This window comes from Pseudoflavonifractor sp. 524-17 (genome assembly GCF_009935845.1).
Classification (GTDB): Bacteria; Bacillota; Clostridia; order Oscillospirales; family Oscillospiraceae; genus Pseudoflavonifractor_A.
Genome location: NZ_QWEK01000070.1, coordinates 1 through 15,233, shown reverse-complemented (window position 1 = coordinate 15,233; position 15,233 = coordinate 1). Strand labels below are relative to the sequence as shown.

General features: G+C 52.8%; 20 protein-coding genes and 1 pseudogene. 10 read left to right on the top strand and 11 right to left on the bottom strand.

The features are described from left to right. Positions 1-83: 83 nt before the first annotated feature. The 8 genes from D1159_RS17285 to D1159_RS17255 form a co-directional block, all read right to left on the bottom strand. Positions 84-344, bottom strand: a complete 261-nt coding sequence (locus tag D1159_RS17285; protein WP_161846858.1) for a helix-turn-helix domain-containing protein — start codon at positions 342-344, stop codon at positions 84-86. Next, a complete protein-coding gene (locus D1159_RS17280) occupies positions 341-766 on the bottom strand; it encodes a sigma-70 family RNA polymerase sigma factor (RefSeq protein WP_161846857.1) in 426 nt (141 codons plus the stop codon). Before D1159_RS17280 ends, D1159_RS17285 begins: the two co-directional genes overlap by 4 nt. A 163-nt stretch (positions 767-929) precedes the next feature. After that, complete coding sequence (locus D1159_RS17275; RefSeq protein WP_161846856.1) at positions 930-1,943, bottom strand: ABC transporter permease; 1,014 nt, start codon at positions 1,941-1,943, stop codon at positions 930-932. A 3-nt stretch (positions 1,944-1,946) separates the two neighbouring features. Then, the gene (locus D1159_RS17270; protein ID WP_161846855.1) at positions 1,947-2,939 is read right to left on the bottom strand and encodes an ABC transporter permease; all 993 of its coding nucleotides are present in this window, start codon (positions 2,937-2,939) and stop codon (positions 1,947-1,949) included. Further along, a complete protein-coding gene (locus tag D1159_RS17265; RefSeq protein WP_161846854.1) occupies positions 2,939-3,787 on the bottom strand; it encodes an ABC transporter ATP-binding protein in 849 nt (282 codons plus the stop codon). Before D1159_RS17265 ends, D1159_RS17270 begins: the two co-directional genes overlap by 1 nt. Next, positions 3,784-3,933, bottom strand: coding sequence for a hypothetical protein (locus D1159_RS19285; protein WP_202621146.1), 150 nt, complete (start codon positions 3,931-3,933; stop codon positions 3,784-3,786). The genes D1159_RS17265 and D1159_RS19285 overlap by 4 nt, the downstream gene beginning before the upstream one ends. An 84-nt stretch (positions 3,934-4,017) precedes the next feature. Continuing rightward, a complete protein-coding gene (locus D1159_RS17260; RefSeq protein ID WP_161846853.1) occupies positions 4,018-5,088 on the bottom strand; it encodes a HAMP domain-containing sensor histidine kinase in 1,071 nt (356 codons plus the stop codon). Continuing rightward, positions 5,085-5,753, bottom strand: coding sequence for a response regulator transcription factor (locus D1159_RS17255; protein ID WP_161846852.1), 669 nt, complete (start codon positions 5,751-5,753; stop codon positions 5,085-5,087). Before D1159_RS17255 ends, D1159_RS17260 begins: the two co-directional genes overlap by 4 nt. 229 nt (positions 5,754-5,982) lie before the next feature. On the opposite strand from D1159_RS17255, the gene D1159_RS17250 reads away from it, so the two are divergent. Then, complete coding sequence (locus D1159_RS17250) at positions 5,983-6,414, top strand: SWIM zinc finger family protein (RefSeq protein WP_161846851.1); 432 nt, start codon at positions 5,983-5,985, stop codon at positions 6,412-6,414. A gap of 324 nt (positions 6,415-6,738) precedes the next feature. Here D1159_RS17250 and D1159_RS17245 read toward each other — a convergent pair whose 3' ends face one another. Both D1159_RS17245 and D1159_RS17240 read right to left on the bottom strand, forming a co-directional pair. Then, entirely contained in the window at positions 6,739-7,047 is a 309-nt protein-coding gene (locus D1159_RS17245; RefSeq protein ID WP_161846850.1) for a MobC family plasmid mobilization relaxosome protein, read from the bottom strand. Positions 7,048-7,295: 248 nt separating this feature from the next. Then, complete coding sequence (locus D1159_RS17240) at positions 7,296-8,237, bottom strand: DUF6017 domain-containing protein (protein WP_161846849.1); 942 nt, start codon at positions 8,235-8,237, stop codon at positions 7,296-7,298. A 166-nt stretch (positions 8,238-8,403) separates the two neighbouring features. Between D1159_RS17240 and D1159_RS17235 the strand changes: the two are divergent. From D1159_RS17235 to D1159_RS17215, 5 genes and pseudogenes are all read left to right on the top strand, one after another. Further along, a pseudogene (locus D1159_RS17235) lies at positions 8,404-8,628 on the top strand (recombinase family protein); the annotation flags it as partial. 89 nt (positions 8,629-8,717) lie between these two features. Beyond that, positions 8,718-9,047, top strand: coding sequence for a TnpV protein (locus tag D1159_RS17230; RefSeq protein WP_161846848.1), 330 nt, complete (start codon positions 8,718-8,720; stop codon positions 9,045-9,047). Positions 9,048-9,257: 210 nt separating this feature from the next. Then, on the top strand, positions 9,258-9,755 hold the full coding sequence (locus D1159_RS17225; RefSeq protein ID WP_347563720.1) for a sigma-70 family RNA polymerase sigma factor: 498 nt from the start codon (positions 9,258-9,260) through the stop codon (positions 9,753-9,755). Then, the gene (locus D1159_RS17220; protein WP_161846847.1) at positions 9,739-10,041 is read left to right on the top strand and encodes a hypothetical protein; all 303 of its coding nucleotides are present in this window, start codon (positions 9,739-9,741) and stop codon (positions 10,039-10,041) included. The genes D1159_RS17225 and D1159_RS17220 overlap by 17 nt, the downstream gene beginning before the upstream one ends. Next, positions 10,010-11,347 (top strand): zinc ribbon domain-containing protein, encoded by a 1,338-nt coding sequence (locus tag D1159_RS17215; RefSeq protein ID WP_161846846.1) that lies wholly within the window; start codon positions 10,010-10,012, stop codon positions 11,345-11,347. Before D1159_RS17220 ends, D1159_RS17215 begins: the two co-directional genes overlap by 32 nt. Positions 11,348-11,514: 167 nt before the next feature. On the opposite strand, the gene D1159_RS17210 is transcribed toward D1159_RS17215, so the two are convergent. Then, positions 11,515-12,048, bottom strand: a complete 534-nt coding sequence (locus D1159_RS17210; RefSeq protein ID WP_161846845.1) for a hypothetical protein — start codon at positions 12,046-12,048, stop codon at positions 11,515-11,517. 31 nt (positions 12,049-12,079) lie between these two features. On the opposite strand from D1159_RS17210, the gene D1159_RS17205 reads away from it, so the two are divergent. The 4 genes from D1159_RS17205 to D1159_RS17190 all read left to right on the top strand — a co-directional run. Beyond that, complete coding sequence (locus tag D1159_RS17205) at positions 12,080-12,445, top strand: hypothetical protein (RefSeq protein WP_161846844.1); 366 nt, start codon at positions 12,080-12,082, stop codon at positions 12,443-12,445. Then, positions 12,442-12,657: a hypothetical protein gene (locus D1159_RS17200; protein WP_161846843.1), complete on the top strand. Its 216-nt coding sequence runs from the start codon at positions 12,442-12,444 to the stop codon at positions 12,655-12,657. Before D1159_RS17205 ends, D1159_RS17200 begins: the two co-directional genes overlap by 4 nt. Before the next feature lie 109 nt (positions 12,658-12,766). Then, positions 12,767-14,392, top strand: a complete 1,626-nt coding sequence (locus tag D1159_RS17195) for a recombinase family protein (RefSeq protein WP_161846842.1) — start codon at positions 12,767-12,769, stop codon at positions 14,390-14,392. Positions 14,393-14,427: 35 nt separating this feature from the next. Further along, on the top strand, positions 14,428-15,233 hold an 806-nt coding region (locus D1159_RS17190; protein ID WP_202621145.1), incomplete at its 3' end, for a recombinase family protein.

The window sequence follows — 15,233 nt, the reverse complement described above, 5'->3', positions numbered from 1 at the left end:
ATTTTTCTCACCCTGCTCTATTTTACCTCGTTTATATGAAAAAGTCTGCCGAAGGGCAGACTTTTTCGACAGGCTGATGCGTCTCACGATGAGACGCATTTCTTTGGCACAAAATCATCGGGCGGTTCCTTAAATTGAAAGCTGGCGATGGCGTCGAACAGGGCGATTCCCGTCTGATAATAGAGGTCATCATCTACATAGTGGAAGATATTTCCGTTTTTGTCATCGTAGCAGCATAAACATTGGCTTGCGATAAAGCCCTCAAAATGCTGGAATACAAACTGGACAGCTTCAGCGTCAAACCTTTTTGCCGCGTGGATAACAGAAAAGGGCACTTGTTTCATGTAGCGTTCTCTATCAATTCCCGCAGACGTTTAGTTGCGGCCCTCCTGCGCCGGGAAACGGTGGAAACACCCATATGTACCAGCAGAGCAATTTTGGCGTCTTTCAGTCCTTTGAAATAGTAAAGCAGAATGATTTCCCGGTCTTTGGGCATTAAGTAGGACAATGCTTTGGACAGCTCCGGCTCATAAACAGGGATATTCATTTCTTGAACATAAAAGATTTGGCATGGCTCCTCCGGCTGTTCGACTTCGCCGCTCTCTGCTACTACGCCATAAAGTGTTGCATCTGTTAATTTGGAAAGGGACTGCTCCATCAGCCCCCGCGCTGCTTTCTTCTGACGTTCTTTTTTTGCAGCGTTGCTGACAGCCTTTTTGCAATAGGCTTCAAACATCATTTCGTTGAATTGCTCAAATCTTGTCATTGTTAATCTTCCACCTGCTTTTTTACTTCCTAATACCTGTGAAAGTTTAATTTTTCATTATTGATAGGAAGCGCAAAATCTTCTGAAAAGGGCATTAAACTTGATGGAAGCTGTGAATATGTCTCACGGTGAGACGTATTTTTCAGGACATACTTTTTTCTGATTATTGAGTTGTGTGCCTTTTATGCTGCGTGGAAATCAAAACATACAACGCGAACCATGCGACACAGTGGATTGCGAGAATACCAATATCTTTTATCGCCGTTCCCATGTTCCCGGCGGATAGGGCCATAATGCCATCAAAAGCAGGCTGGGATGGAACGATGTTGCAAATGACCGCCAGCAGCCCGCTTACCCCGATCAGAGCGCATACAATGGGTACTGCGATAAACACAAGCATGACGATCTTGATATAGACCACGCCAATCATCAGGCCCTCGGAGAGCTTACCGATAAACAGGCCGATCAGCGCCGCCACAAAGGATGATAGAACAATCAGCACCAGCATCAGCCCGAAATTCTGCCAGGACAGTTTGAAACAGATGCAGGCCGTCACGATAGAGGATAGACTACCAAAGAGAAACCCCACCACAACTTTCTGAAAAATGTACTGGCTTGGTGTCATGGGCAGGATTTCGTTGATAAAAGCCACACCATCTTCTTTTTCGGAAATGATGTTCATGGCGTTGAACGTACAGCCCATGAACATAGCGACGATCAGCACAGCAGGAATAAAAATGCCTTGAAAACTTTCCAAAATATCAGGGCGTTCCAGAGCCAGGACTTCCACCTGCTCCGTCTCCTCCCGCTGCTCATAGAGCGCCGGGAGGGTCACCGCTGCCTGCCGGAAGATGTCCAGCTCGTCCCCGCTGATTGAAGTTTTTAGGCTATCGCCCTCCGCTCTCACCCCGATGACATTGGTGGACGGCTCGTTGACGGCGGCGGTCAGTTCTTCCGGCGTTCCATATTCTGTCACCGGGCCGTACCGCTCCAACCATGTGACTGTCTGCGGGGAGAGGTCGTTTTCCAGTACGCCGAAGTGCAGTTCCCCCAAGGTGGACAGATCAATGGAACCCATAAAATTCAATGCCACGGCGACTAGGATGGGCAGTAGGAACGTCATCAGACAGAATTTATCCCGCAAAACACTTTTCAGTTGATATTTTAAGCCTTTCACGCCTCACCCCTCCTTTCCAATTTCTCGATGGAACGCAAGCCGCACCGCCAGGAACAGCAGCACAATCGCACCCACAGTGCCGGCATAGTAGACCGGCGAGATTGCCGTTCCGAAATAGGCGTTTTTCAGGCCCATATAGACGTGATAAAACGGATGATAACCGATCCAGTCAAATTTGATTGATGTATTGGCGGATAAAAATACGGGGGTCGCGGCGAAAATGGCAATCACCAGATAGGCCAGTGTAAACTGCCGGAAATCTTTCAGCAGCAGGGCGCAGAGCAAACCCACCAGGGCCATCATCAGCGACAAGATAGCCGTCTGGAGCAGGACCGCGGGCAGTACCGCCGCTCCGTCCCCGAGCCCTACGTTCAACAGGGTAAGCAGCACCGCAAAGACCAGATCGGAGAGCAGGAACACAGCCAGCTTGGACAGGAGGAACAAGTCTTTCCACACTGGGAGAATGGCGTGGACACGAATGACCCCCATGCCCTTTTCCTTGAACAGTACGGCGGCGATGCCCAAAAACCCCACAGCGGCCAGCTCGAAAAACAGCAGCTCGCAGGTGATCTCTTTTCTCGCTTTTTGTTCCGGCGTATTTCTGCCAAGCACCTCCGGGGCAGGGCTGGCCGAGGGCCGCAGTAAAGACAGGGCATAATCCGCCCGGTGGCGGTCAACGTGTTCCGCTCCTTTATAGAGTACCACTCGTACTTCCCCGGCGCTGGCGTCCAGCCCCACGCCGTTGGCGTCGGAGAGCAGGACGGCATCCATATCCTCCATGGAGGAAACGGTCTGCATCAGGGGCGATTTTTCTGCCTGTGTCCCAGTGGGGTCGTACAGATACACGTTGTAGGGCGGCATCTGCATGAAGCGGATATAGCCCAGGTTCACATAGGCTGTATAGAGAGCAAGGAACCCTATTGCCATCAAGAAAAATTTCCCCGATACCAGCATCCCGCAATCCTTTTTGAACAGGGAGCAAAATCCTTTTCCCATCAGGACAGCCCCCTCCCCGTGTACTGGATGAACATATCCTCCAAAGTCGGCTCCTGGGAGTGGATGCTGATGATCTCGTCATGTGCAAAGGGGATGCCCTTCTCCAACTCCGGGGCCTCTATGGTTTTCGTTTCCCGCTGTCCCTGATACAGATAGTCGATCACGACCCGGTGATTGCTGTTTTTCTCTTTTAGTCGTTTGGGTGTATCCAGGGCTACCAAATTCCCATTGGAGATAAAGGCCACCCGGTCGCACAGTAGATCGGCGTCCACCATGTTATGGGTAGTGACAAAAACCGTCGTTCCCTTTTTGCGCTCCTGCTCAATGATTTTTCGGAACAGCACCGCGCCGGAGGGGTCAAGGCCGCTGGTGGGCTCGTCCAGGAACAGCAGCCGGGGATTGCTTACCAGCGCCCGCGCCATGCTCACCCGCTGGCGCATCCCCTTGGAGTAGGAGGACACCGGCTTTTTCAGAAAGTCCGGCTTAAATTCCAGCGCATCCAGCAGCTCCCCCACATCCCGCCGCTGCTCCCTGGGATAGAACGAGGCGAAATAGTTCAGATTGTCTACGGCGCTCAAATTGGCGTACAGGTAGGGAAACTCAAACAGGACGCCGATCTTCTGAAAAAATTCTTGGCCGTGGACGGCGGAAATATCCTGCCCGAACAGAGAGACTTTTCCGCCATGGCCTTTTAATATCCCGGTGAGTATCCTTTGTGTTGTGGACTTCCCGGAGCCGTTTGGCCCCAGGAAGCCGAAAATCTCCCCGTCCTCCACGGTGAAGTCCAGGCCGTGGAGGGCCTGCTTGTCTTTGCCGTAGGAAAACGTCAGGTTTTTGACCTCGATCACTCGTCATCACCCCACTTCCCACGCTGGCCTTTCTTCTCCTGCTGGTTCTTGCTCCACCACTTCATAAACTTGACTTTGAAAGGGATGGAGATAATCAGCACCGCCACGATCACCAGCCACCAGTACCACGCTAAACCTAAGAACATAAAAAACCCTCCTTATTTGTGATAAGGAGAGTTTAGGGTTGCGGTGTGAAATTGGTGTGATGCCGCTGTGAAATCCGTGTGAAATTATTCTGTGACGGGGATGGAGAAATGGAACCGTACCCCGCCCGTTTGGTTTTCTGCACCATAGGGGTAATTCTGCATGGACAGGATTTGCGCCACAATAGACAGCCCCAGCCCGGAACCGCTGTATTCCGCTCCGCTGTCCCGATAGAATTTAGTCCAGATTTTGGGTAGGTCACTTTCTGGAATGGGTCGGCCCTGATTGAAGATGGAGAGATACAGCGCCCCATCATCCACTGTCAGTTCCAGCCGCAGAACGCCGCCGGGATACACATTTTTCTTAGCGTTGACAATCAGGTTGTCCAAAACCTGCTCCATACGCCGTCGGTCTGTCCGCACGAAACCTTTTTGCTCCGGCAGCTCATATTGCAGTTCAAAGTCGGTGTCCGGGGCGTCGATCAGAAGCCGCCCGGCTACCGTTTCCACCAGCTCTACAAAGTCAAACCGGGAAATGTTCAGGCTTGCAGCCCCGCTTTCCAGCGCCGACAAATCCAGCAGTGTTACGATCAAGTCATTCATACGCTCCACTTCGGAGACAATCACTTGGGCGTATTTTTGCTTCTTGGCCTCGTCCGCTTCGTCCTGCAAGCCCTCGGCGTAGGCCCGGATGATACCCAGCGGGGTTTTCATCTCATGGGATAGGCTGTCCACCAGTTCCTTGCGCTCGACCAGCAAAAGCCGTTCTTTTTCCACGTCCTTTTCAAGCTGCGTGTTTGCATCCTCCAACCGGGCAAGGGCCTGTTGCAGATTTTCAGCCATTGTGTTCAGGCTGGCGGACAGTTCCCCAAATTCATCGGTTGAAACAAGGTCGCAGGGGGCCGAAAAGTCCAGTCCTGCCATGCGTTTTGCGGAGGCGTTCAGCTTGTCGATTGGTTTTGTGATAAAGCGGCCCATGAAAAAATCAATACCCAAAACCAGCAGCAGGACAAAACCCAGCCAGATCAGGAAAGCGGCATCCTCATTGACAGGCAGGCCAGTGGAGAGGACGTAGGAAAAAATCAGCGCCAATCCTGCCAGTTTTGACAGCATTAAAATCTTTTTCCGAACAGTACGGAGCGAAAACCATTCTTTCATACCGCCACCTCGAATTTATAGCCGGAGCGTATCAGCGTGACGATATGTCTGCCCTCGTCCCCCAGCTTTTGCCGCAGGGTCTTGATGTGGGTGTCCACAGTGCGGGTCGTTCCCTCGAAATCATAGCCCCAGACGCGGTTGAGAAGCTGCTCCCGATTGAATATCTGCCCAGGGTTTGCCATCAGAAAGGCGAGCAATTCATACTCCTTATGGGTCAAGGTAATCTCCTGCCCGTCCAGATAGGCCTTGTGTGCGTTAGGGTGGAGCATGATTTTCCCGGCGGTGATCGCTCCGACGGAAGCGGGGGAGGAACGGCGCAGGAGGGCGTTCACCTTTGCCAGCAACACCTTGGGACTGAATGGCTTTGTCATATAGTCGTCCGCACCGTAATCGTAGCCTTTCAGTTTATCGTCCTCCGCGCTCTTGGCGGTGAGCATGATAATGGGCAGTTCGCTCATTTCCCGCGCCATCTTGCAGACGGAGAAGCCGTCCAGATGGGGCATCATCACATCCAAGATCATTAAATCCATAGGATGATTTTTCAGCGTGACAAGGGCATCTATGCCATCGTCAGCGGTAAAACAGGTGTGTCCGCCTTTTCGCATATAGTCCGCAATGATGTCCTGCATGGCTTTTTCATCTTCAACGATCAGAATGTTTGCCATAGTGCCTCCTAAATCGCTATCATTTTATTTGCCTGATATGATTTTGATTATATTTTGTATTAGGCAAAAAGGCAAGAGAGCATATAGAAAGATTGGGTTGATATTACAAGAAAAAGCTGAGTTCTTGATAAAATAATGCGTCTCACGGTGAGACGCATTTTGTCAAATTACTTGTTTTGGGTGCGGCCTTGTGGTAGTATGGATATACCAGCCATAAGGGGGACATGGAATGAGCATCCGCACTTTGGCCAGCGGCGCATCCGCATGGCGGGGCTATGAATACTATACGGAGAAAAAGGTGCTGTCCTACTTCCAAACGGGCGGGGACGAGTACACGGGGCAGGTGGCCGGGAACGGCCCCACCCCTTATCAGGTGAAAATCAATATTGCCCATCCCCGGCAGTCCAAATGCAACTGCCCTCACGCAGACGGGCGGCGGGTGATCTGCAAGCACATGGTCGCCCTGTTCTTTGCCGTGCTCCCGGAGGAAGCGGAGGACTACATAGAGGCAGTGGAAGAATATGAACGGGAGGAGGAGCAGCGCATGGAGGAACACTATGCGGCGCTGCGCTCCTATGTGAAAAGTCTGTCCAAAAAGGAACTGCAGGAAAAGTTATTTGAAGCCTTGGTTGAGTTGGAGGAACGGGGCCGCTATTATTAGCCGTTCAGCAGAAAATACGTCTCACGGTGAGACGCATTTCTTCAAGCCGCTTTGGGCGCATACGCGCCTGCCGGCCCCGCCTGTAATGACCATCACACTTTCCGGGAATTGCTTACGTCCCCCATAATAGCGAAAACCGGCGCAAGCCGGTTTTGGGGTATGCCCCCCTTAATCACCAAAAGCACCGGCGGCCTTTGGCTGTCAAGGCCCGCGCCGGACGCTTGCGGACGGCGCGGCTTGTCTTGGCCTTGACGGACAAAGGGCGGTGGTGTAAAATTTCCCCCGCTGAGGGGGCATACCTTGGGTTGCGCCGCTTTATCCCTGTCACAGTGTATCTTTCACCAATCGCCACGCCTGCTGGATTAACGCGGCGACTTCAGCTATCTCCGCTTTGCCGATGCCTTTGGTGGCGTTGGCCCAATACGCGATCTGATTCACATTGTTGCCAATAGCGGACAACTCCCGCAATAGAACGACATAGGTGTTGGGCGGTTTTGGCTGAATGTCCACATCCATAATGCTGTGCCGGAGCAAGGCGCTGGTGTTGAGGCCGGACAGGGTGCATTGTTTCAGCAAATGCCTGTATTCGGCGTCACTCAGCCACAGGCCGATGAATTTTTCGCGTTTCCGCATAGGATTTTCCTTTCTCGCTAATGCGTCTCACGATGAGACGCATTTTCGTTGATGGGGGTTCCAAGGGGGTTCCCCCCTGGCAAGCGGTCATTTGTGTTTAACAAATGACATACTTGCTCGGACAGCACCGCCTTTCGGCAGCGCTGTCCGTCGTGGGTGCTGCCAGATAGCTGTTTTCCCTTTTCCGGGAACTCTTTATCAGCATATCATGTGTAAGTGCGCGTTAATTTGTCTCACCGTGAGACGAATTAACTAAAATCATGCCGCACAGCGGCGGCGTAATAAGGGCCTATCGTCACAGGCGCGTTGTAAAGCGCCGTCAGCAGATAGGCCCGGATGTTATTGATTTTTGTGGTGGTCTGCCGCAGGGAGTCTATGACATATCGGATGTGTTCACCGTCAAGCTGACGAAAGCGCCGCCTGACGGCATCCGCAGGTAAGACTTCACCGCCAATCCGCATAGCGGAGGCCGAACCGCTCAATACGTCCACAATCAGTTCCAAAAGGCTCTCCACGTCATCGTAGGGAAGCTCCTGTTGTAACCGCTCGTATTCAATGTGTTCTTTGATTTCCTCTCTCGCCTCGTATCGATTAATCCCCGACTGCTCCGCGCCGGGGGCTGGGGGATTGATAGATTGATTGGTATAGATAAAATCAGTTTGATTTATATTATTATAATTTGGGTCGGCTTTACCGGCCTCAACACATCGAATATCCCAACCTGCTGCGGCGGGAAAATCCGACTCCTGCACGTTGTCAAAATCGACCTCCGGGCATGGTATAGGCGACTCTGTCTCATTCTCCTGCTGGGGCGGCAGCTCCTGCGTGGTGAAGCGCAGGACATAGATTCGGGCGGGCTTACCCTGGCCCTGCCTGACGCGCTCGATCAGGCCCACGCCTTTGCTGGTGTCCAGCTCGGCCAGCAGTTTCATGGCCTTGTCCCGCCCGCAGTTCAGATTCACACAGACCTCGTCCACAGTGTAATAAATGTAAACGCGCCTATCGCTGTCGTACCACTTATTTTTGATAGATAGGCCCATGCGGTCAAGCAGCAGCCCATAGAGCAGCTTGGCATCCGCTGACAAGGGCTTAAAGCGGGGATGGGTGATAAGCTGGCGGGGGATGCGGAAATAGGAAAACTGCATCGCCTCGTCGCCATAGAAATACTTTGATAAATTTGTGTCCTGCATAATTCCTCCTTTTGGGCACGACAAAACGGCGCTTCTTTCCCGCTGGACGGGATAAGTGAACGCCGTTTGTGTCAGATTTTCGATTGCTCGTACAAAACCGAGCTTGTCTGCTGTCTGTAAAGCGTGAATTTTCTTTCTCTGGAAGTTATGTTATCTAACTTTAGCTTTCAACAGGCCCGGGTTCACCGAACTGTTGGAGGAAATCAAGGCCGGTCATGTGTCATGTCTGATTACGAAAGACATGAGCAGATTCGGGAGAAATTACCTACAAGTAGGATTTTATACGGAAATGGTATTTCCAGAATATGATGTCCACTTTATCGCCGTGAATGACGGGGTGGACAGCATAAAGGGAGATAGCGAGTTTACCGCAATCCGCAACGTATTTAATGGCACCCTCTCATAAAGAATGACACTACATGCAGGACATAGCATCCCTGTTACCTCCGACAAAGCTGTTACAAGACGGAGGAAATGACAATGAGCGACTACGAAATTCCCGCTATCGGATTTTCGGAAGCGGCTACCGAAAATTTGGGCAAATATGGCCGCATGAGAAAACAGTACCTCCAGGCGCATAGGTCGGGTCTTTACAACAGCCTGCTGCTATCTGGGACACTGTATACACACCTGCTGGAAATCGACCAGACCGCCCGCAAACGCTTGGACCTAATGATGCCGGAGATGGCGAAAGCAGCCGGAGCAACAAAGGAACTGAAAGCCCATGCCCCTTTGCGCCTTGCAGGTCTAATGAACACCTGTAAGGCGCAGGTAGAAGAAATCATTTTGAACGAACTGATATGGGACTGAGATTAGGCCAGGGCCGTACCTGCTCTTTTGCGGGTACGGCTCTAAGTTTGGGATAAATGCTTTATCCCAATTATGATGCACCTGTTTTTTGAAAGCAGCGTGTCCTTGTTTTCTGGCAATAGTATAATAATGTCAAATCGAAAATTTGAAAAATTTTTTGAATGGAGTGAACCTTTTACTCCTCGCAGAAGTATATCATAGCAGAAAGGGGTGAGGCGATTGATTGACCAGTACATACAGCAATATGGCAGGCGGCTCTATGGTCTGTGCCGTTCTCTATGCTCCAACCCCTACGATGCAGACGACTTGTACCAAGAAACTTGGTTGCGGGTAGTCAAGCATATCTCCCAATACGACCCCAGCCGGGAATTTGAACCGTGGCTCACCCGCATCTGCGTGAACACCTATCGAAGTACCTTGCGGCGTCTGGCGAAAAGTCCTCTGTTGAACTTCTCTAACGGAGACGAAAAAGACTGGCTGCTGGCCTCCATTCCTGCCCCAGAGGAAAAGGATTATTCACCCCTGTACGAAGCGGTAGACAGGCTGCCGGAAAAACTGCGGCTGGCGGTGGTACTGTTCTACTTCCAGGGAGAGGATCTGGCCTCCGCCGCCCGAATTTTGAATATCCCCGTGGGGACAGCAAAATCCCGGCTGAACAAGGCTCGAAAAATATTGAAGGAGGTACTTGCCGATGAAACAGACATTTGACTTTGAGCGGTTTGCCCCGCCCGTCTTGAATGAGAACATCCTGCGACGGGAGTTGGAAAAGAGAGCGGAGCGGCGGCACACAGTCCTGTTGGTGGTGGCCGGGGCGCTGTTTGAGGCGGTATTCATTCTGTTGGGTTTGCTGTGCTGGAACACCGCTCCTGCGCTGACTTTAGTCGGGATTGGCCTGGCCGTGGTCTCTATGATGGGCAGCGGTGTAATTGCTATCGTCTATACACAGAAAGGAGGGGCGAGTTATGGCCCTGTCTATGAGAACAGTAATATTTAGTCTGGTGGTTCTGGTCGCGCTGCTGACCATTCCCATCATGATCGGCGTGTATGTCTACCGAGACGCCAAACGCCGGGGGATGAACGCTATGGCATGGACGCTGATTGCTGTGGTGGCCCCCGCTCTGATCGGGTTTATCATCTACCTGCTGGTACGGGGGAACTCTCCTGATTTGCAGTGCCCCCAGTGCGCCGAACCCGTTACAGAACAATATGTCATCTGCCCTCACTGTGGAGCAAAGCTACGCCCCGCCTGCCCAAACTGCTCGTTCCCGGTGGAAGCGGATTGGAAAGTGTGCCCTAAGTGCGCTACTCCGCTGGAGGGTGTGGAGACACCTCCTGCTCCGCCCCAGCGACAGAGGGACAGGACGCTGGGTAAAATCCTGATTGCCATTATAGTTGTGCCAGTGGCGCTCATTGCGCTGGCAGTGTTTGGCCTCACCGCTTTCCAATCGGTCACCGGCTCCAGCACCATGCGAGAGGTCACCTTTGACGAGTACGACCAGGAACAGGAATCGGAGACGATACGCGAGGCGGTACATGAATGGCTGGACAGTTTAGATGCTCGTTCTGATCGGGCCTATGCGCTACGATATGATTACTCCAACGAACTTGGGGCTGGTCAAGAACACTATTATTTGTTCTATGTCCCTGCGGGAGGTCAGTCGCCCTCTACGAGTTTCGGAACGGATGCCGGCCTGTTCGGAACAACGCTGAACCTCCGCTTGGAGCGCACAGGATACAGCGGCTCTCTATACTGCGTGCAGACCAGCGTGGAAAGCACTCCAAAGCCCCGTATTGTCCTGGGCGGGAAGCACATCCGCTGCGAGGTACAAGTGGTGGACTATAACCCCACCCTGTTCTTTATCCAGCCCAACTATGCTCAGGCGGAGCTGGGAACAGTGGAACTTCCTGAACGGCTGTCCGTGGTGAAAATCGTGGGCAATGCCAACGTGGGCGTGGCGGCAGGTTCGCCAAATTCCGTTGCTGCCAGCGAGAATGATGGTGTTGTGGAAGTTATCGATGCGGACATGATGATCAAAATTCTTTCCGCTATTGACAGCGGAGAGCGGGTGCCTATGGAGCAAATTCCTGACTATGACTTCAAAGACGGTTTTGAGATCGTTGTGGAGTATCGGATTCAAGAGGATTTAATTATGCACCCGGAAATGGCCCGGCATCTGGTGTTTATGGATGATGGAATATGTTACCTGATTGATGATCGGGTAACCAACAGTGCCAATGGCAGCGCCTATCGGGTTATGGATGAAGATTTTTATACTTTACTGGAAGAACTGTTCCAGTAGTGTATAGTCAGTGGAACAGGATATACGAGGGGATTTCCAAAGTGGCAAGCAGTGTCTTTGTTCCCACAAAGACTCAAAACAGCTTTCCAGCGTGACCGCCGGAAAGCTGTTTTTGCTTGTTGGTGGCACCGCCCCCAAACCCCTTTTCGCAGAATTTCATTCTGCGGCTACGCACCGTTCCGGCACTTTTTCTCCCGCCCCTGGCGGAGGTTTTTTGAAAACGGCGAGGCTGGCTTACCAGCATAATCGCAAACTGTCCCGTGACAGGAAACGGCATTTTCAAAATCCGTCAGGCTCGCAGAGCCGTAGCCAGACCAGCGGAGGGTCTGTTCAAAGGGCTTGGGATACTTCCCAACAAGCAAAACCACGGTTTCCGGCATCGCCGGGAACCGTGGTTTTGAGCGTTTGTATATACAGACGCCCAGCTTGCCACATAGCGCATCACCATAGCTTGCGCCAGCCCTCGACAAAATTTTCCCAAGGGCATTGACAGGAACATCCGTTTGTGATACCATAGTAGAGAGCTGAATACTGCACATATTTTTCACGCAGATACATAGACCAAACCACAGCGTTTTTGCTGGGGGCGGTCTTGTTGTATCTGCGTTTTTTGTTTTTGAAAGGAGGCCGGACAATGAAAAAAACAAAACGGAGGAAGTCAGGCGTGGGCGGGGCAGGCCGAAGCTGGATGCCCATATCACCGAGGAATACGCCCCCAGCAGGCGGCAGGCGTTGAACAAGATGTATATGTACGAGGGCATCCACCTGTTATCGGTAGCGGCTACCGAAATTCAAAACAGCGAGGTCTTATGGCGGGAGGACAGAACGGCCGTCACCTTAAAATCCCGTGACGGCATCCTGGAACAGCTTGGCAGAATGGCGGTGCAGGACAAGCTGGGCCGTACCGATTGCGTCTATCTCGCCAACCTTGCCGTCGCCGCCGTTCAAAATGGGTACACCACACGGGAGGTGGAGATTGCCCTGCGGGAAATCCGAATGGCGGCAAAGTCCAGCATGAGAAATCCAGACAATGCGGCGCTTTATTGTGCGCTGGGCAACACCGTGGACATTCTGCGGAGAATGGGAGGTATCGCATGAAAACGGAAAAACGGACAGTAGAAATCACAGTGGCGGGGGAACTCCCCGGCTTTGAATACGGCGGGTGCCGGGGCGTGTTTTTGAACCTGGGGCTTGATGTGGAAATGGACGGAGTGACCTATCACCTGTCCAGCAGCTTTGCGGAAAAAGCGGAAATGGGCGAGGTCATCGACACAGCGGAGCTGGAGCGGAATGGGCGGCGGACTGCGTAAAAACTTCTGATGTCCGGCAGAAAACTATTGCTTTACAGTACTAAAGCGGCTATAATGGAGGCAGGTAACAGATGCTATGTACCTGCGTCCAGGGAGGTAAAAAAACAAGATGCAGGAAAAATACAATGTTGGAATTTATTGCAGGCTCAGCCGGGACGATGAGAGAACCGGGGAGTCCGTGTCCATCGAAAATCAAAAAATCATGCTCAGCCGCTATGTGCAGGAGCAGGGCGGGAACCTCTACGCCGCCTACTGTGACGATGGGGTCTCCGGGACGACCTTCGACCGGCCTATGTTCAATCAGATGATTGCCGATGCCAAAGCCGGGAAAATCAATCTGATTTTGTGCAAAGACCTCAGTCGCCTCGGCAGAGACTACATCGAGGCCGGACGGTTTACAGACATCGTGTTCCCCAGCATGGGTTGCCGGTTCATCGCCCTCAATGACGGCGTGGACACTATTCACAAGAACAATGAGATGCTGGTCATTTTGAAGAACGTCATGAACGATCTCTATGCACGAGATACCAGCAGCAAAATCCGCGCCGTCAAGCAGTCCACTTTTCGGACGGGGAAGTATGTCGGCTGCTACGCTCCCATCGGCTACCGAAAATCCCCGGCGGACAAGCACATCCTGGAAATCGACCCGGTGACCGCACCTGTTGTCCTCCGCATTTTCGATATGCGCTTGCAGGGGGACAGCTTTCGGAAAATCGCCCGGACGCTGAATGAGGAGGGCGTACCCTCGCCCCGTGGCTTCTACTACATGGCCGAGGGCAGGCCGAACCTACGGGGCGAGACACCCTACTGGAACGATGTGACGGTTAAGACCATTCTGCGGAATGAGGTCTACCTGGGCCACATGGTACAGAACAAAACCGGCACCGTTTCCTACAAGATTCACAAGCAGGTCAGCAAGCCGAAAGAGGACTGGATTAAGGTGGAGCATACCCATGAGCCGCTTGTCTCTCAGGAGGTCTGGGATGCCGTTCAAAGGCTGGACAATCATCCCTCCAAGGGGCGCTCCGGCAGCGATGGGGAAATTTCCCTGTTCGCCGGCGTCCTCTACTGTGCGGACTGCGGAGGTTCCATGCGGTATCAAAGGGATTACCGCAGCCGGAAACGCCACGCCGATGGGCATTTTGGCGGGTTTCAGGCCTACTCGTGTAACCGCTATATGAGCGGCGGCAAGGCGGCCTGCACCTCACACTACATCAACTGCAAGGTGCTGACGAAACTGCTTCTGCTGGACATCCACGCCAAGGCGATGCTGGCGCAGAACAGCCCCGCCGCTCTCAAGGAGAAAATCCTCGCCCAGAAGAACGCCGCCAGTCTGGAGCAGACAAAGGCACTCCGGGCAACGCTGGCGGCGCTGGACAAACGGCTGGCTGAGTTGGAAAAGCTGGTGGTGTCGGCCTACGAGGACAAGGTGAAGGGCGTCATGCCGGAGGCGCTGTGCGTCCAGCTGATGAACCGCTACGAGGACGAACGCCGGAGCAAGCTGGAACAGCGGACGCAGCTCACCGCCCAGCTGGAGGCCACCCAGGAGGACGAGCAGGCCACCGACGAATGGCTGGCCGTCATCCGCGATTATGCCCAGCTTGAGGAACTGGACCGCCCCACGCTTTTGCGGCTGGTGAAGCGCATCGAGGTCGGCGAGAAGTACGAAATCGCCGGGGAGACCCACCGGGACATCAAAATCTATTACAACTTTGTCGGGTATGTGGAACTCTAAAATCTGTACTTCTTTATGCGAGGCTATCTAATGAGATGTTCGCCAAGGACACCAGCAAGAAAATCAAGGCTACCTGGCAATCCAAGGGACGCTCCGGCGAACACCTTTGCACCATCCCGCCCTATGGGTACATGAAAGACCCGGAGGACAAGAAACGCTGGATTGTGGACGAGGAAGCGGCTGCTATCGTGCAAAAGATTTTCGCCCTGTGCGTGGACGGCCTGGGGCCGACGCAGATCGCCAAGTGGCTGCAACAGAACAACGTCCTGAACCCCACGGCCTACGCTCACGAAAAAGGCTTGCCGGTCTGCAACGCTCCTACGGCTAATCCCTGCAAGTGGACAAACGAAACGGTTTCCCGCATTTTGGAGCGTGTCGAGTACCTGGGCCACACGGTCAATTTCAAGACCAGCAAGCCGTCATTTAAGAGCAAGAAAAAGGTCTGGAATAACCCGTCCGAGTGGGTGATCTTCGAGAATACCCAAGAGGCGATCATCGAGGAAAGCGTGTTCCTGGTCGTGCAGAACATCCGGCAGGCCAGACGCCGCCCAACCAAGATGGGGGACATGGGTATGTTCTCCGGGCTTGTGTACTGCGCCGATTGCGGCGGCAAGATGTACCTTTGCCGGGCCAATCACTTCAAGCCGGAGCAGGAGTATTACATTTGCTCCACCTATCGAAAAGACCGTTCCTTGTGCAAGACGCACTCCATCCGCCGTGTAGTGCTGGAAGAAATCGTACTGCGGAACCTGCGGGAAGCAATATTGATTTTGTCAATATTAGTTGACACATTTTCCACAAGGATTTTGAATCCTAGGCAGTCTCTTTCTTTTTCAGGGAA